This is a genomic window from Brachybacterium sacelli (genome assembly GCF_017876545.1).
GTDB lineage: Bacteria > Actinomycetota > Actinomycetes > Actinomycetales > Dermabacteraceae > Brachybacterium > Brachybacterium sacelli.
This window is the reverse complement of sequence record NZ_JAGIOD010000001.1, coordinates 843865-861026: the sequence shown is the minus strand read 5'-3', so window position 1 is coordinate 861026 and position 17162 is coordinate 843865. Positions and strand designations below refer to the sequence as shown.

Genomic DNA, 17162 nt, shown 5'->3' with positions numbered 1-17162 from the left:
GAGCAGGTTAGCCGTAGGTATCACGAGGGCCGCGCCAGGTGACGGTGCGCCGACCCTTCTTCCAGGAGCGTTCGGCCGCGGCGGGTCCGGTGACCTTGAGCTCGGAGACGACATGGGACCCGACGTGCTCCTCGATGGTGGTGACCAGGTGACCGGTGAGCATCCGCAGCTGGGAGGCCCAGGCGGAGGAGGAGGCGCTGACCACCAGCACGCCGTCCTCGAGGGAGACGGGGCGGCAGTGGGCGCTGACCTTCTCGCCCACGATCTGGTCCCATTCCTCGAGCACGCGGCCGGCGCTCATGCCGGCGTTCCACCCGAGATTGCCCAGCACCTTCTTCAGCACCAGGTCGATGCCCTGCGGGTCGCGGGGGTCGGGGCGGGAGCCGGAGTAGCCGGGGGCCTTCCCGGAACGGTCGCGGACGTCCCGGGCCTGCGTCTTCGCGGAGATCGGGAAGAGGCCGCGGTCCCGGGCGGCCGCGCGCGAGCGGTTCACGGTGCGACGGGCCAGCTCGAAGGGGTCCGACGGGACCGGCAGCTCCGGCGGATCGAAGAACTCACCTGCCGGCTCCGACTGCGGCGTCGGCTCGACCGGCTCCGGTGGTGCCTCTCCGGCGGCGGGGTTCCAGGTCGAGAGGTCGTAGGGGTTGGCGAGCCGGGGCCGGCGGGGAGCCGTGCTCATGACCAGCTGCCGCTCTCACGCGGCACCGCGGCGCCGAGGCTCACGTCGACCAGGTGGATCTCCCCGTCCAAGGAGTCCGGGATGTCGGTGTCGTTGGCGGTGGTGATCAGCACCTGCGAAGCGCCGGTGACGATGCCGCCGAGGCGCTCGCGGCGACGGGTGTCGAGCTCGCTGAACACGTCGTCGAGGATCAGGATCGGCTCGCCGTCGCCGAGGTCCCCCTCCTCGAGGCGCAGCAGGTCGTAGGAGGCCAGGCGCAGGGCGAGAGCGAAGGACCACGACTCGCCGTGGCTCGCGTAGCCCTTGGCCGGGAAGTCGTGCAGGCGGATCTCGAGGTCGTCGCGGTGGGGGCCGGTCAGGGTGATGCCGCGGTCGACCTCCTCGTCGTGGCGGCTCGCCAGCAGCCGCAGCAGGACGTCATGGATCTCGAGGGTCGAGGGCAGCTCGCCCGGGGCACTGCCGAGCTCGTCGAGGACCGTGGAGCGATAGGCGACGTCGGCCGGGGAGGAGAGGTTGCCACGCTGGTCGGGCGGGAGATCCAAGGACTCCTCGGCACCCTCGTCCGTCGAGACTCGCAGGTAGGAGTACCCCACGTGCGGGCGCAGGCGATTGACCAGGTGCAGCCGTGCACGCAGCAGTTCGGCGCCGAAACGGGCCAGCTGCTGGTCCCAGACCTCGACGGTGGAGGCGGCGGAGTCCGCGGGATCGAGTCCGCCGACGCTGCGCCCACCGCCCCCGCGACGCATCGACCGCATCTGCTTGAGCAGGTTGGAGCGCTGTTTGAGCACTCGGTCGTAGTCGGCCTTGACCGAGGCGTAGCGCGGGGCGATCTCGAACAGCAGCTCGTCGAGGAAACGGCGGCGGCCCTCGGGGTCGGCCTTGACCAGTCCCAGGTCCTCGGGGGCGAAGAGCACTGCCCGCACCTCGCCGAGCACGTCTCGCAGGCGGGCGACGTTCTGTCCCTGCAGCCGGGCGCGGTTCGACTTCCCCGGCGTGATCTCGAGGTCGACCTGCAGGGGCCGGTCGGCGCGGACGAAGCTCGCGCGGATGATCGCTGTCGATTCGCCCCGGTGGACGAGGGCGGCGTCGTGGGGGACGCGATGGCTGGACAGGGTCGCGAGGTACCACAGCGCCTCGACGATGTTGGTCTTGCCCTGCCCGTTCTGGCCGACCATCACGGTGATGCCCGGACGCACGGCCAGGGTCAGGCGCGGGTAGGAGCGGTAATCGGTGAGGTCGAGCGAGGTCAGCTGCACGGAGGGAGCTCTCCCTCCCTCAGATCCGCATCGGCATGATCAGGTACTTGTACGAGCTGTCCGGGGTCCCCTCGAGGGATTCCTGGCCGCTCATGACCGACGGCTTGATGGAGTCGGTGAAGGTCAGCCGCACGAACTCCGCCCCCAGGGCGCCGAGTCCGTCGAGCAGGAAGCCGGAGTTGAAGCCGACGACGAGGTCCTCGCCCTCGAGCTGGGCCTCGAGGACCTCGCTGGCCTGGGCCTCGTCACCGGCGCCGGCCTCGAGCGCGACCTGGCCCTCGGTGAAGGACAGCCGTACCGGGGTGTTGCGCTCGGCGACCAGGGAGACGCGCTTGACCGCGTCGATCAGGGGGCCGGTCGCGACGACGGCGGTGATCGCCGTGGTGTCGGGGAACAGTCGTCGCACGGGCGGGTACTCGCCGTCGACCAGGGTCGAGGTGGTGCGGCGACCGCCGGCCTCGAAGCCGATCAGCGTCGCGGAGTCGTCCTCGGACAGGGCGATGTCGACGCTGCCTCCGGTGGCCAGGGAGCGGGCGACCTCGTGCAGGGTACGGCCGCGCACGAGGGCGGTCTGCTCGGCGCCGGGGGTCGCGGGGTTCCAGGTCAGCTCGCGCAGGGCGAGGCGGTAGCGGTCGGTGGCCATGAGCGTCATGGTCTCGCCGGAGATCTCGACCTTCACACCTGTCAGCAGCGGGAGGGTGTCGTCCTTGGAGGCGGCGACCGTGACCTGGCCGATGGCCTCGGCGAACACGTCGGCCGGGACCGAGCCGGCGACCGGCGGCATCGCCGGCAGCTGCGGGTACTCCTCGACCGGGAGGGTGGCCAGGGCGAAGCGGGCGCTGCCGCAGCGGACCTGGAGCTTCGTGCCCTCGAGCGCGATGGAGACGTCCTTGTTGGGCAGGGCGCGCACGATGTCGGAGAGCATGCGTCCCTGGACCAGCACCTCGCCGGGCTGCTCGACCTCGGCATCGAGCCGGATCTGGGCGCTGACCTCGTAGTCGAACGTGGACAGCTGCAGTTCGCCGCTGGTGTCGGCGACGATCCGCACGCCCTGCAGGATCGGCATCGCCGGTCGCACGGGGAGGGTTCGGGTGGCCCAGGAGACGGCGTCGCCGAGGACGCCGCGGTCGAGGTGGAACTTCACCGTTGCCACTCCTTCGCAGTGGTCGATAGCCAGAACAGGCACGGACGGAGCACAGCGTATCGGTTTCCACGGGGTTCCGCCGACACACCGGCGCCGATCCTTGACACCGACCCCTCCTCGTCCGGGCTTCCTCCCGCGCCCCGGCACCCCGGATCACAGGATCCGAGCGGCCTTCCCCGCAGCCCGTCCCGTCCACATCCCCGTCGAGCAAAGAACTACAGTCCTCTTCATCACGGCTGTGGATTCCGTGGACAACCTCGATCCTCGCAGGTCAGTACGTATGACAGGGGCGTGGACGGATCGTTGATCGCGCTGTGACCGCAGGGGGTGGCCTGTGCACGCCTCGTCGCCCGAGAGGATTCGTGTCATTCACTCGTGCACATCGGCTCCTGCCCGGATGCCGAGCACTCCACATTGTCCACAGAGTTGTCCACATCTGGGGAGAACTGTCTTCTGACCAGGAGTGTCATTCCCTCACTGGCGGGCGGACGAGGAGTTGGAGCTCTTGATGCGGGCGGTGAGCTCCGTGACCTGGTTGAAGATCGCCCGGCGCTCCTTCATGAGCTCGCTGATCTTCTTGTTGGCGTGCATCACCGTGGTGTGGTCACGGCCGCCGAACTCCTCGCCGATGCGGATCAGCGGCATGTCCGTGAGCTCGCGGCACAGGTACATGCCGATCTGCCGGGCCGAGACCAGCCGCCGTGAGCGCCCGGTCCCCACGATCTCCTCGACGGAGATCCCGAAGTAGGTCGCCGTCTGGGCGATGATCGTCGACGCGGTGATCTGGGCGCCGTCGTCGTGGGAGAGCAGATCCTTCAGCACGCTCTCGGCGAGGGTGACGTCCATCGGCTGGCGGGACAGCGAGTGCAGCGCCTGCACGCGGATCAGCGCGCCCTCGAGCTCGCGGATGTTGGTGGCGATGTGGGAAGCGATGTACTCCAGCACGTCGTGCGGGACCTCGCCGGTGTTCTCCTGGGCGACCTTCTTGCGCAGGATCGCGATGCGGGTCTCGAGGTCCGGCGGCTGCACGTCCGTCATCAGGCCCATCTCGAAGCGGGAGCGCATGCGGTCCTCGAAGCCACCGAGCTCCTTGGGCGGCAGGTCCGAGGTGATCACGATCTGCTTGTCGGTGTTGTACAGCGTGTTGAACGTGTGGAAGAAGGCCTCCATCGTCTCCGGCGCGCGCTGCAGGAACTGGATGTCGTCGATGAGCAGGATGTCGATGTCGCGGTAGCGGCGCTGGAACTCCTGGGCCTTGCCGAACTGGCCGGACTGCACGGAGTTGATGAAGTCGTTGGTGAACTCCTCCGAGTTCACGTACCGCACCACCACGTCCGGGTAGAGACTCTGGGCGTAGTGGCCGACGGCGTGCAGCAGATGCGTCTTGCCCAGACCGGATCCGCCGTAGATGAACAGCGGGTTGTACGCCTTGGCCGGCGTCTCCGAGACGGCCGAGGCCGCGGCCTGCGCGAAGCGGTTCGAGGACCCGATCACGAAGGTGTCGAAGGTGTACTTGGCGTTCAGGCGGGAGTCCTCGCCGAGGGTGGGCCCGGGAGTGGCGGACGGACGCTGCGGGGCCGGACCGGGCGACGGAGCGGAGGAGCCGGTCAGTGCCGAGAAGCCCGCGAAGGCACCGGGATCCTCGGCAGCGGTGCCGCTGGAGAGGCGCTCCGCGGAGGCCGCGGAGGCGGAGGGGGAATCCGGCAGGGCGGCGTGGCCGGACTGCCCGCTCGGGGGCAGGACCGAGCCCTCGTCGCGGCGGAAGGGGGCGGTGTGGACGTCACGCACGCCACTGTCCACATCGTTGTCCACAGAATGTGCACTGTCGGTCCCCGACGTGGAGGTCACAGCGGGTTCGTCGGTGTCCTCCTCCAGCAGGAGCGACTCGTCGACCGTCACCGCGAAGCGCATCTCCCGTCCGACGGCCTCGCTGAGCGCGGCCTTCAACGAGCCCGCGACCCGGTGCTCGAACAGCTCCTTCGCCGAGGTCGAGGGGGCTGCGAGCAGGGCGGTGTCCGCGACGACCGCCATCAGACGGGACAGGGTCAGCAGGGCGATCACCCGCTGGGACACGGTGTCGTCACGGCGCAGGGTGGCCAGGGTGCGCTCCCAGATCGCAGCGACGTTCGCGTCAGGCATCAGGTCTCTCCGTACAGGCATGGTTCGGCGGTCCAGGTAGTTTTCCACAGTAGCCGCTGTATTGTGGATCCACGCTGTGGACAATCACCCATGAGAGGTCCCCCTCCTCGTCCACCGGGGCGGAGGCGAAACGCCGGGGAGCGGCGAGCATTCGTGAGAATCTGGCCACAACCAGCCCTGGCGGGCCTCTTCCCGTTGACCCCTCGCGACCGCACTTCTAAGATCGTGCAGTCAGCGCTGCGCGCCGTCCAGATCCGGACCCCGGCAGCCGCCCCGCCCCGCGGGTGCGCCCGGACAGTCCGTTCGTGCAGCAGACCACAGACCACCGCGAGGGGTACGCCCGTGCCCATGATCGAGGAGAACCGATGAGCAAGCGCACGTTCCAGCCGAACAACCGTCGTCACGCCAAGAAGCACGGCTTCCGCGCGCGGATGCGCACCCGCGCCGGCCGCGCCATCCTGAACGCCCGCCGCGCCAAGGGCCGCGCCGAGATCACCTCCTGACCCGGATCTCCGACGTGACCAGGGGCAGCGCGCAAGGGCTCCGTGAACTGGTCTAGTCGCCGGCTGCACACCGGTGACGAGTTCCGCGCCGTCACCCGCGGTGGCGTGCGCAGCGCCCGATCCCACGTGGTCGTGCACCTCTCCCTGCTGGGGCAGGAAGGGGACGCACCCCGCGTGGGATTCGTCGTGTCCAAGAAGGTCGGCAACGCCGTGGTCCGCAACCGCGTGACCCGTCGGCTGCGGGAGATCGTGCGTCCGCGTCTGGCCGAGCTGCCCGAGGGAGCCGCCGTCGTCGTGCGCTCCCTGCCGGGCATCGACCTCCAGCCGTTCGCGGAGCTCGAGTCCGAGGTCGCCTCTGCCCTCGGCTCGGCCACGACGAAGCTCGAGCGTCGCCGGCAGGCCGCGCGATGAGCAGGGTCGGGCTCCTGCGCTCGGCGCTGCGCCTACCGCGTCGGGCTCTGTCCGTCCTGGTGCGGGGCTATCAGGTGGGAATCTCGCCGTACACCCCTCCGGCCTGCCGCTACGACCCGGTGTGCTCCCAGTACGGCATGGACGCCCTGCGGGTGCACGGCGCGGTCAAGGGAACACTCCTGACCGCCGGACGGATCGTGCGCTGCAATCCGCTGAGCCGCGGAGGTCCCGACCCGGTGCCCGCGCCGGGCATGTGGAGGAATCCACGCCGACTGCGGCACCCAGCCCTCTAGGGCCTACCCTTGTCCAAGATTACCGACCAGAGCCGGCACCTCGTATGAACGTCATACGCATCCGTGCGGCAGGAAGACCAGGCCGATGAACCCCCTGTTTCCGATCGAATGGGCCGTCGCATGGCTCATGGTGAAGTTCCATGCGCTGCTATCGGTGTTCATGGAGCCGGACTCCGGCATCACCTGGGTGCTCTCGATCGTGGGCCTCACCGTCGTGGTGCGAACCCTGATCATCCCCTTGTTCGTGCGGCAGATCCGCGCCTCCCGCGCGATGCAGATGGTCTCGCCCGAGCTGCAGGCCGTGCAGAAGAAGTACAAGGGCAAGACCGACCAGGCCTCCCGCCAGAAGATGGCGGAGGAGACCATGGGGATCTACAAGGAGGCCGGGGCCAGCCCGTTCTCCTCGTGCCTGCCGGTGCTGCTGCAGATGCCGATCTTCTTCGGCCTGTTCCGGGTGCTGTACAACAAGCTGCCGGAGGCCACCGGGGGCACCCGATTCGGCCCGCTGACCCCCGAGCTGGCCAAGAGTGCCAGCCACTCCACGATCTTCGGCGACGTCACCATCGCCGACAGCTTCCTGAACTCGGGCGACGGTGGGATCACCACCAAGATCGTCGCCGGCATCATCATCGCCTGCATGTGTGCGGTCACCTTCTTCACCCAGAAGTCGCTGACCATGAAGAACATGCCCAAGGCGGCCCTCGAGGGCCCCATGGCCAGCACCCAGAAGATGATGCTGTACATGCTCCCGTTCATCTACGTGATCACGGGGCCCGGCATGCCGATCGGTGTGCTCATCTACTGGCTGACCACCAACGTGTGGACCTTCTGCCAGCAGTACATCGTCATCCGCGCCACCCCCACCCCGGGGTCGGATGCCGAGAAGGAGCGCCAGGCGCGCATCAACGACAAGCGCGAGAAGAAGGGCCTGGAGCCTCTCGACTTCACCCCGCCCAAGAAGGTCTCCGCCGAGCCGGAGCCTGAGCCGAACATCCGGGTGCAGCCGACGAGCAAGAACCGCGGTGGCAAGAAGATGACCGACCAGGAGAAGCTCGAGCGGGCCCGCGCGGCCCGTGAGAAGGCGGCCGAGGAGCGTCGCCAGGCGCAGGAGGAGGCCGGAGACTTCCCCGTGCCGCCGTCCTCGGGCTCCTCACCGCTGAACAAGGGCGCGAAGAAGAAGCGCAAGAAGTGACCCTGCCCCCGGGAGCGCCGACGCTCCCGGGGTGCCTCTGCCACATCCCGAGCATGTTCCCCGGAGGATCCCAATGAACGAGATCGACACCACCCCTGAGGCCCCCGCCGCTCAGGAGAGCGACGAGCAGCCCACGACGGATGCGACGGCGTCGCCCGAGACGGGCTCGACGGCCGAGGTCGCTGAGTCCGCCGAGCTCGCTGAGGCTGCCGATCCTGCAGAGGCGGGCGATTCCGCGGACGACGCCGAGGCCGCTGACGACGCGGAATCCGTGGGCGACCGCATGCAGCGCCTCGAGGAGGAGGGCGACATCGCCGCCGACTACCTCGAGGAGCTGCTGGACATCACGGACCTCGACGGCGACATCGACATCGACGTGGACGGCGACCGAGCCTCCGTGGAGATCGCCGGGGCCGACCGCCTGGCGACGCTCAACCGCCCCAAGGGAGAGCTGCTGGATGCCCTGCAGGAGCTCGCGCGTCTGGCCGTGCAGACCCGCACCGGCAATCGCTCGCGCCTGATGCTGGACATCGGTGGTTTCCGCGCCGAGCACAAGGACGGCCTGGAGGAGCTCGCAGAGAAGGCGGTGGCCGAGGCCAAGGACGGCGGCGAGCCGGTCCCGCTGCGTGCGATGAACCCCTTCGAGCGCAAGGTCGTCCATGACGTCGCCAAGCGTGAGGGTCTGCGATCCGAGTCCGACGGGGACGGCAAGAACCGTCACGTCGTCGTCTACCCGGAATCCTGAGGCTCTCCGTGCTGCCCCTGCCCGACTCCCTGCGCCCGTCGGCCGAGCGTCTGTTCGCTGACCGTCTCGAGCTGGCGGAGCGCTTCACCACCCTGCTCGCCGAGCAGGGCCCCGAGCGCGGTTTGATCGGCCCGCGCGAGGTGGAGCGGCTGTGGGAGCGGCACATCCTCAACTGCGCGCTGATGGTCGAGGCGGTCGATCCGGCCGCGACCACGCTCGCCGACGTCGGCTCCGGTGCCGGCCTGCCCGGTGTCGTCCTCGCGATCGCCCGACCGGACCTCGAGGTCACTCTCATCGAGACGATGCAGCGTCGGACCACGTGGCTCGAGGAGGTCGACGCCGAGCTCGGTCTGGGCCTGGAGGTGGTGCGCTCCCGCGCCGAGGAGCTGCACGGGGTGCGTACCTTCGACGTGGTGACCGCCCGGGCGGTGGCGGCGCTGGACAAGCTGGCGCGGTGGACTCTGCCGCTGGTCGCCGAGGACGGTCAGCTGCTGGCTCTGAAGGGCGGGTCCGCGGCGGACGAAGTGGACAAGGCGGGCACGGTGCTGGGGAAGCTCGGCGGCCGTGATCCTCGCATCGAGCAGTACGGGATCGGCGAGGTCGAGGTTCCCACTACAGTGGTCCAAGTGCGTCGCCGAGCACAGGCGACCAGGAAGGGAGAGACACGTGGCTGATCAGCGCGAAGATTCCTCCCGGGCGGGCAGTGCGATGGAAGACACTCCGCTGATGCGTGAGCTCACCCGGGACCACGCGCGACGCAAGCAGCTCGAGAAGGCCGATTTCCGCCCTCCCGAGACGACCCGGGTGATCACGGTGGCGAACCAGAAGGGCGGCGTCGGCAAGACGTCCACCGCCGTGAACCTGGCGGCCGCGTTGTCCATGGGCGGAATGAACGTGCTGGTGATCGACGCGGACCCGCAGGGCAACACCTCGACCGCGCTGAACATCGAGCATCACGCCGAGGTCCCCAGCATCTACGAGGTGCTGGTGGAGTCCGCGCCCCTGATCGACGTGGTCCAGGACGTCCCGGATCTCGAGCGGCTCTCCTGCGCGCCCGCCACGATCAATCTCTCCGGTGCCGAGATCGAGCTGGTCTCGCTGGTGGCCCGTGAGAATCGGCTGCGCAATGCGATCCGCGACTACCTCGAGGCACGCGACGAACAGGGGCTGCCGCGCCTGGATTACGTGCTGATCGACTGCCCGCCCTCGCTGGGCCTGCTGACCGTGAACGCACTGGTCGCGGCGCGCGAGGTGTTGATCCCCATCCAGGCCGAGTACTACGCGCTGGAAGGCCTGAGCCTGCTGCTGAACAACATCGATCTGATCCGCCAGCATCTGAACCCCGAGCTGGTGGTCTCTTCGATCATGCTGACCATGTACGACGCCAGAACCCGGCTCGCCGCACAGGTCGCGCAGGACGTCCGGGACCACTTCCCGGACCAGACCCTCGAGACGTCGATCCCGCGCTCCGTGAGGATCTCCGAGGCACCGAGCTACGGCCAGACGGTGCTGACCTACGATCCCGGTTCGAGCGGCGCGCTGGCCTACCGGGCCGCCGCCCACGAGCTCACCATCCGCCCCGCCCCTTGATCCCCGCCTGGAGCACCGCCGCGCCGACGCCTCGCGTGCTCCTGGTTTCTCCCCTGGTGGACCACATCTTTCCGGAAGGACAACGGCCATGACGCAGAAGCGAGGACTCGGACGAGGACTCGGTGCCCTGATCCCGGGCGCGGGGTCGAGCCCCGCTCCCGAGCAGGAGCTGCGCACTCGGGTGCGTCCGGAGTCCGCCGAGGAGGAGTCCGCTCCCAGCAATCGCCCGGTCGACATGTTCTTCTCCGGGGAGAAGGCCTCCTCGGAGGAGGACTGGCCCCAGCGCGAGCGCGGGAGCCGACCTGACCTCGCCGGTGACATGGCGCGTGCGGCGGCGCAGCGTCGGGGACGGGCCGCGTCCGCGCGTGCCGGCGCGGAGTCCGACGAGGCGGGAGCCGAGGTCGAGGAGTCGGACCAGAAGCCCGCACCGACGTCGAACCGGTCCCCCGCGAAGCGCTCGACCACCAGCTCCTCCTCGACGAAGCGCTCCGGTGGCGCGAAGAAGGCTTCGACGTCGTCGTCCTCGGCGAAGAAGTCCGCGCCTGCACAGCGGACCTCGGCCTCGAAGAGCGGGGCGACCTCCGGGCGCACGACCTCGGGAGCTAAGACCGCGGGAGCTAAGACCGCGGGAGCGAAGGCCACCACCTCGACGGCGACGAAGACCGGGAGCGGCGCGTCCACGACGCAGAGGAGGAAGTCGTCGAACGCGTCGTCGGCTCCGGCGAAGAGCACCTCGACCACCGGTGCGGCTCCCGCGGAGCCGGAGGAGATCACGTCCACGCCGGCCGCCGCGAGCGCGCCCTCGGTGGAGGTCCCCGTGGCGACCGCCGAGGAGAGTCCGACCGTCGAGGTCGAGGCCGTGGAGCGCACGCCGGTGGATGCCGAGCAGGCGACGTCGGCGCCCGCGGATGCCGCCGAGCCCGTGGTGAGGTCTGCCGCGGCGGCAGATGCCGCTGGCGGAGAAGAGACGGATGCGGAGCCGGTGCCGGAGACGGACCCCGAGCTAAAGACCGACCACGAGTGGGAGACCGAGCCGACTTCCACTGCGGTCGAGCCGGAGAACACTGCCCCGTCGGATGCCTCGCCCGACACCGACAACGCTCCTGACGAGGCGACCGATCGCAGCCGCGAGGGTCTCCTCAGCGTCCCGGGAGCCGAGTTCGCGGAGATCCCGATCCATGAGGTCCGCGAGAACCCGCGGAACCCGCGCACACTGTTCGACGACGACGAGCTCGACGAACTGGCTTTCTCGCTGCGCGAGGTCGGCGTGCTGCAGCCCGTCGTCGTCCGCCCCATCCCGGTCACCGAGGAGGGCGAGTCCTTCGAGCTCGTCATGGGCGAGCGCCGCTGGCGGGCAGCTCGCCGCGCCGGGCTCACCTCGATCCCCGCGATCATCCGCGAGACCAGCGATGACGATCTCCTGCGCGACGCCCTGCTGGAGAACCTTCACCGCACGCAGCTGAACCCGCTGGAAGAGGCCAACGCCTACCAGCAGCTGCTCGACGACTTCGGCTGCACCCAGGACGAGCTGGGAGATCGGATCGGCCGCTCGCGCCCCCAGATCACCAATACGCTCCGTCTGCTGCGCCTGCCCGCTCTCGTCCAGCGCCGACTTGCCAGTGGGGCCCTGAGCGCCGGACATGCCCGTGCCCTGCTCTCGCTCGACGACCCCACGCTGATGGAGGAGCTCGCCCAGCGCATCGTGTCCGAGGGACTGTCGGTCCGAGCCGTGGAACGGCTGGTGGCTCGTGGCGGGCAGCAGGCCCCCGCCCGCACGGCCCGCCGCAGCACGTACGACCCGCATGTCGTCGACCTGACCAGCCGCCTCTCCAATCGCTTGGAGACCCCGGTGCGCATCGACGTGGGGAAACGGAAGGGTCGCATCACCCTGGAGTTCACGAACCTCGAGGACCTCGACCGCGTCATCGAGTCCATGGGACTGGGCACCCCGGGTCCTGGTTCCGAGGACGAGCCCGAGGGCTGATCTCAGCACACCGCAGAGGAAGGGGCCGGCGTTCTCGCCGGCCCCTTCCTCGTCCCCGGTCCGTGCGGCATGTTGGGACGTGGGCGTGTTCCGGGTGTCCTCTCGGCCGCGCCGGGTGGTTCCCGCTGCACGAAGGTGCGTGTCGCGGGCGAGTCGTTCGGCCTGGACTCCGGCTCAGTTCGCTCCGGTGGCCCTTTTAACTCGCCCGGACCGCTGCTGTCTCCGTGGTGACCCGTCGTGGACTGTGCCGGCCCCTCTCTCCGGGCGCGAGGCTGGTGGAAGAGAAGCAGCGGATCGTGGGGCGCACTCGGCGCTCACGGCTGTACAAGGGTGAGCTGGCTCACACGCCGAGTCTGTTCCCGTATATGACAGGCGAGGCATGAAAGTCAGGTCGGTGTCCGGGCACGATTCTGAGGTCCTGTCATCGCTGTCGGTGCGATTCAGGTTGTCTGACGATGGTGCCGCCTCTCCTGCTCCAGTCTCGCCGCTTTTCCGTAGTTCAGGGACCTGTGCTCAGTTGTCCACCGTTGTGCATAGCGTTGTGGACGATCCACGTGGAACGCCGTGTGTGCTGGCGACTCTGGCTGCGTCGGGCCGGCCGAGACGTGCAGGGACGCAGATGAGTCGATGAGCGGAGCAGAGTCTGACGCAGGAAGCCCAGACGGCCCACGCGCGTCGGCGGGGAGTGGGTTGCCGCGGCCGACGGTGCGAGGTCCCGCTCCGCTCCTGTGGCGTGGGCAGCGACCTTCCCTTCCGCCGGATGCGACCTGGGCGGCTTGTGCTGGTGCGAATCGGCACCGCCTCACGGTTCGACGTGAAACCCGGCCACAAGGATTGGGGCGGGGAACGGCCATCAGGAAAGCGCTCTGACCTGGCCGGATGGTCGCTTTACGTAGAGTGGCTGGACTCTGTTTCCCGGAGTCGGCAGGATCGGTGTTCCTCGTGAAACCGCCATTGGCGTTGCTCATGCACGCGCTGATGAAGTCGCTTCACATGTAACGCTTGACGGTGGTGAGGAGTGACCGTACCGGGTGCCGAGGGAGCTGGATTGCGACGCGTGTAGTTTCCCGTGGAACGTTCACATGCATTACCGGAGAGCGATGGGAGAGGTGCTCGCTCCTGGTTGTGGGGGTGTACCGTCAAGTTTCCCGTGGAATACGGGGGGTGTCGGAGCTCTTCTGCGAGTCCGAGGCCGCCCTGCGTTGTCCGTGGGCGGCGCGAGGCCGGCGTCGGGGTGGCGATTCGAATGAATGCCCTCTGCTGCTATGCCAGCGACTGCCAGACTCTCTCTACTCTGTGCGGGGTCGATGTCGCTGGCTGATTGCATCTGGGCTCAAAGCGTCTTCACCAGAGACGCGTTCCTGAGCCTACTGAGCGGATGCAACGGTAGTTTCACGGGAAACTGCGGCACGATCCCGTTCGGTACTTCGTGGCGTTGTGACAAGTGCGTCTCTACAGTCGCCCCCTTACCAAGCGTAAGTCTCACTGGTGCGAGCTAGCAGCTACCTTCCGTGCCTCTGGCGCTTCACGTGAAACGGCCTCAACATACAGGGCGACGTCGCTTGCTCCGTCTACGCGGCAGCGTCAGTGCAGCCCGATCGTGAGGTGGTGACGCCGAGCGGGTTTCACGGGAAACTTTTGTCGTGGCGACCGCCGACGGGGTGGATCGCTCACGGGCTCCCCGGGAGCCACAGAGTGAGATCGCGCGTCGTATGCCGCGAATCAGGGGGCGTCGCTCCTGTCTCGCCGCCACTCAGCGTCCCGCCATATGCACTCCATTGAGTTGAGGTCCTCGAGTGGGAGGAGAGGTGGACGAGCGAGGCTGGGCTACTGTGCAGATCGTGTCTCTTGCGCGTCGCCGGGCGCAGATGCCCGCACACTTCAGGTCGCCGCGGGGTTTCACGGGAAACGCGAGATCCGACGCCTAGCCTGACGCCCACTACTGCTTGTGGGGCCCTTCGGTGAGGCGGAAGGCGTATGAAGGAGCTGCTCATGTTCAACGTGAAACTGCGAGTGACACCGTACGAGGCTCGCTGAAGCTGTGGCGCTCGGTGGAGCGCCGCCAAGTGCGTCGCGCAGAACCGGGACTCGTCTGCAGTGCTCGTGGCCGGCGAGTGGCTTGCCTACGAACTCCGGGGCGTGGGCGAGCGATGTTTCACGGGGAACATCGCACTCTGGTCGCGCGGTCACGCTCGTCCTGGCGGTCACGGACACTGGCTGAGTAGACGAGCTTACCGGCGTACTCTAGCCAGGCTGCTTCAGGGCGCTGCTGAGGGGACCTTCGGCGAGAGTTTCACGCGAAGCTGCGGCCTCGCCGCTCTGGCGGTCCATGAACGGTAGGTGGACGCGGAATGGCGGACTGCCCTCGACTCGGGCATGAAGGATCGTGTCGCTGCTACCCCGGGCCCCATCCTCCTCGCGGTGTTCCACGTGGACCGTGCTTCGCAAGCACCGGCCTCGAAAGGATCGCCATGCGCCATATGACCGCAGAGCCGGGAGACCGGAACCCCTCCGGTCACGTGGAGCGGCCACCGTTCTCCCCTCGCCCCTCCTGACGGGACGGTCGGCCGTGGCGGTAGGCCGGGCCCGTGAGGCGGAGCAGATCGCTTGTACACAGTGTGAGTAACTCTGTGGAAAACTCAAGTGCTGCCGAGTGAGTGACATCACACTCTCTGTGCAAGGGAAAGAAAGTCTCGCTCCGTGACATCATGGGCACGAGATTGTCAATGCTGGTCATGGGGTCGGTCCGCTCACGTGGGCGTGAGAGGGTCGGCAGGAGGCTATCCACAATCCGATGTGGATAAGACTGTGGATAGACGCGACGATTCGTGTGGACAACCATGTGGGGAGCGATGTGGACCGGGCGTCCGTCCACGTCAGCCGCGGCAGACCTATGTAACTTGACAGAGGTATCGCTGGGCCGCCCGGGTCGGCCGAGATCGAGCCATGCTGTGCCGATGCCCGAGGGGGCTGTCAGCCTGAGGCGGCGTCCTGCGGGCCGAACTCCTCCGCCACGATGTGCTTCGGCACCGCACCCGATCGGCGATGGGTGAGTTCCCAGGCACCGGGAAGGACGACGTCTTCTCCGGCGAGGTCCGCACCTCGAAGATCGCGGACGACTGGCGCGGAGGGATCCCGGGGCTCCCCCTCGGTCTCGACTCGTGTGAAGCGAAGCCACGTCGGGATGCTCGAGACATCCAGGGTCTCGAGGACGCCATCGTCCGCATCCTTGAGCACGAGGGCGCGAACCGCCGGCCCCCACCGTCGTGCGAGCTCCCGGAGCACAGTGGGCGCGGGTCGTGCCGGCGCTGACCAGTCGGCCGTCACCAGCACGACGGCGACCTCGGGCCCTGATGTGGGGTCGAGGTCGCCGTCTGCGGTGGACATCGGGGAACCAGAAACGTCGGTGAGGGCGGTCAGCGGGCCGCCGGTTCCGCGGCGGCCACGATCGGGGCTTCCGCCTTCGCCTGCTCGTCGGCGAGGGCCGCCTGGTCGGTCAGCCAGCGCTCCGCATCCAGCGCCGCCTGGCATCCGGTGCCCGCGGCGGTGATCGCCTGGCGGTAGGTGTGATCCACGACGTCGCCCGCGGCGAACACGCCCGGCACCGAGGTGTAGGTGGAACGACCCTGGACGACGATGTAGCCCTGCTCGTCGAGCTCGAGCTTGCCGCGCAGCAGGTCGGTGCGCGGGAGGTGCCCGATCGCCTCGAACACTGCGGTGGTCGGCATGACCCGCTCCTCCCCGGTGACGGTGTCGCGCAGGGTCACGGACTCGACCTTGTCGGCCCCGTTGATGCTCACGATCTCGCTGTTCCACGCGAACTGGAGCTTGGGATCGGCCTCGGCGCGGCGGGCCATGATCTTCGAGGCGCGCAGCTCGTCGCGGCGGTGGATGAGGGTGACCGACTTGCCGAAACGAGTCAGGAACGTCGCCTCCTCGACGGCGCTGTCGCCGCCTCCGACCACGATGATGTCCTGGTCCTTGAAGAAGAAGCCGTCGCAGGTCGCGCACCAGCTCACGCCCTTGCCCGAGAGCTGCCTCTCCCCGTCGACCCCGAGCTCGCGATACGCGGATCCGGTGGAGAGGATCAGCGTCTTCGCCCGGTACACGGTGCCGTCGTCGAGGGTGACGGTCTTGACGTCGCCCTCGAGCTGCAGGTCCGCCGCGTCCTCGTAGATCACCTCGGCACCGAAGCGCTCGGCCTGCTCCTGCATCTGCGTCATCAGTTCGGGGCCCTGGATGCCCTCGGGGAAGCCCGGGAAGTTCTCCACGTCGGTCGTGGTCATCAGAGCGCCGCCGGCGTCGAGCGCGCCCGCGATGACGATCGGCTTCATTTCGGCGCGGGCGCTGTAGATCGCCGCCGTGTACCCGGCGGGTCCGGAGCCGACGATGACGACCTCATGGACGGTGTCGTCGGCCGGTGTCGTCGGCGCCGCGGCGGTGGCGGTCGCGGCCGGCGGGGCCGAGGGCGCGCCGAGGATGTTGAGAGCCTGGATGGGCTGTGACATGTCGATGATGTCCTTCCGGAGTGGTCGTGGGTCAGGAGGTCCGAGGGAGGAGCGGGGCGGGCGGTGAGTGCGGTGCGGGAGGTGTCAGGGGGCGGGCAGCTGTCAGATGGAGCCGATCATCACCTCGCCGGACCACAGCCGGCTCTCGGTCGGGTCGCCGCCGGTGGTCGCGGGGCCGCAGTCCGGGCGCACCACCGTGGCCGAGACCGTGCCGCCGTTCGCGCGCAGGGTCTCGCGGTCCATGGGGCCGTGCACGAGCAGCCAGGACTGCGTCTCCTCGGCGCTCCATGCGACCTCCTCCATGATCAGTACCGAATCCTGCTCTCCCAACGCCCGCAGGCAGGCGGTGGCATCGAAGCTCGTCGGCGGCTGGATCATGCCGGAATCGACGAGCCGCTGCACCTCCGTGCCCAAGCTCGCCTCCGTCACAACGGGGAGACCGGAGGAATTCTTCCCGGCGCCCGAGGCCTGGTCCACGGACGAGGAGACGCTGTGGGAGCGGTTCCCCGTCGAGGCCTCCAGCGTGACCGAGAGCAGCAGACCGAGCAGCGCGGCCATCGCGAGGGCGGTGAGCAGCAGCGGGACAGGGACGCCGAGGACTGCGGAAGCCCCCGTGCGCGAGGAGGTACGGCGCCGCGGACGCCTGCGTCCCTGCCGCGTGGGCAGGGCGCGGAGACGACGCAGGACCGAAGTCGCTCTCGGTCGCTGCGGGTCACGA

Annotated in this window: 15 protein-coding genes; 8 read left to right on the top strand and 7 right to left on the bottom strand. The window is 68.7% G+C overall.

Annotated features, from left to right (window positions below; translation table 11 throughout):
* Nucleotides 1-7: 7 nt before the first annotated feature.
* From JOF43_RS03805 to dnaA, 4 genes are all read right to left on the bottom strand, one after another.
* Nucleotides 8-679 (bottom strand): DciA family protein, encoded by a 672-nt coding sequence (locus JOF43_RS03805; RefSeq protein WP_209899322.1) that lies wholly within the window; start codon nucleotides 677-679, stop codon nucleotides 8-10.
* A complete protein-coding gene (gene recF / locus JOF43_RS03800; RefSeq protein WP_209899319.1) occupies nucleotides 676-1935 on the bottom strand; it encodes a DNA replication/repair protein RecF in 1260 nt (419 codons plus the stop codon). The genes JOF43_RS03805 and recF overlap by 4 nt, the downstream gene beginning before the upstream one ends.
* Before the next feature lie 19 nt (nucleotides 1936-1954).
* Entirely contained in the window at nucleotides 1955-3079 is a 1125-nt protein-coding gene (gene dnaN, locus JOF43_RS03795) for a DNA polymerase III subunit beta (RefSeq protein WP_209899316.1), read from the bottom strand.
* Nucleotides 3080-3553: 474 nt separating this feature from the next.
* Nucleotides 3554-5218, bottom strand: coding sequence for a chromosomal replication initiator protein DnaA (dnaA, locus tag JOF43_RS03790; protein ID WP_209899313.1), 1665 nt, complete (start codon nucleotides 5216-5218; stop codon nucleotides 3554-3556).
* A gap of 365 nt (nucleotides 5219-5583) precedes the next feature.
* Between dnaA and rpmH the strand changes: the two genes are divergently transcribed.
* From rpmH to JOF43_RS03750, 8 genes are all read left to right on the top strand, one after another.
* Nucleotides 5584-5721, top strand: a complete 138-nt coding sequence (rpmH, locus tag JOF43_RS03785; RefSeq protein WP_209899310.1) for a 50S ribosomal protein L34 — start codon at nucleotides 5584-5586, stop codon at nucleotides 5719-5721.
* A 42-nt stretch (nucleotides 5722-5763) separates the two neighbouring features.
* A complete protein-coding gene (rnpA, locus tag JOF43_RS03780; RefSeq protein ID WP_209899308.1) occupies nucleotides 5764-6132 on the top strand; it encodes a ribonuclease P protein component in 369 nt (122 codons plus the stop codon).
* On the top strand, nucleotides 6129-6425 hold the full coding sequence (yidD, locus tag JOF43_RS03775) for a membrane protein insertion efficiency factor YidD (RefSeq protein WP_209899305.1): 297 nt from the start codon (nucleotides 6129-6131) through the stop codon (nucleotides 6423-6425). Before rnpA ends, yidD begins: the two co-directional genes overlap by 4 nt.
* 85 nt (nucleotides 6426-6510) lie before the next feature.
* The gene (gene yidC / locus JOF43_RS03770) at nucleotides 6511-7617 is read left to right on the top strand and encodes a membrane protein insertase YidC (RefSeq protein WP_209899302.1); all 1107 of its coding nucleotides are present in this window, start codon (nucleotides 6511-6513) and stop codon (nucleotides 7615-7617) included.
* 73 nt (nucleotides 7618-7690) lie between these two features.
* A complete protein-coding gene (locus tag JOF43_RS03765) occupies nucleotides 7691-8362 on the top strand; it encodes a Jag family protein (protein ID WP_245354005.1) in 672 nt (223 codons plus the stop codon).
* A gap of 8 nt (nucleotides 8363-8370) precedes the next feature.
* Nucleotides 8371-9036, top strand: a complete 666-nt coding sequence (rsmG, locus tag JOF43_RS03760; RefSeq protein WP_209899299.1) for a 16S rRNA (guanine(527)-N(7))-methyltransferase RsmG — start codon at nucleotides 8371-8373, stop codon at nucleotides 9034-9036.
* Between the two features lie 52 nt (nucleotides 9037-9088).
* Nucleotides 9089-9952: a ParA family protein gene (locus JOF43_RS03755; RefSeq protein ID WP_377784709.1), complete on the top strand. Its 864-nt coding sequence runs from the start codon at nucleotides 9089-9091 to the stop codon at nucleotides 9950-9952.
* Between the two features lie 88 nt (nucleotides 9953-10040).
* Nucleotides 10041-11936, top strand: coding sequence for a ParB/RepB/Spo0J family partition protein (locus tag JOF43_RS03750; RefSeq protein ID WP_209899296.1), 1896 nt, complete (start codon nucleotides 10041-10043; stop codon nucleotides 11934-11936).
* A 2973-nt stretch (nucleotides 11937-14909) separates the two neighbouring features.
* On the opposite strand, the gene JOF43_RS03745 is transcribed toward JOF43_RS03750, so the two are convergent.
* The 3 genes from JOF43_RS03745 to JOF43_RS03735 all read right to left on the bottom strand — a co-directional run bounded on the left by JOF43_RS03745 (nucleotide 14910) and on the right by JOF43_RS03735 (nucleotide 17002).
* On the bottom strand, nucleotides 14910-15323 hold the full coding sequence (locus JOF43_RS03745) for a hypothetical protein (RefSeq protein ID WP_209899293.1): 414 nt from the start codon (nucleotides 15321-15323) through the stop codon (nucleotides 14910-14912).
* A gap of 29 nt (nucleotides 15324-15352) precedes the next feature.
* Nucleotides 15353-16444, bottom strand: coding sequence for a thioredoxin-disulfide reductase (trxB, locus tag JOF43_RS03740; protein ID WP_209899290.1), 1092 nt, complete (start codon nucleotides 16442-16444; stop codon nucleotides 15353-15355).
* Nucleotides 16445-16546: 102 nt separating this feature from the next.
* A complete protein-coding gene (locus tag JOF43_RS03735) occupies nucleotides 16547-17002 on the bottom strand; it encodes a hypothetical protein (RefSeq protein WP_245354004.1) in 456 nt (151 codons plus the stop codon).
* Nucleotides 17003-17162: the final 160 nt, after the last annotated feature.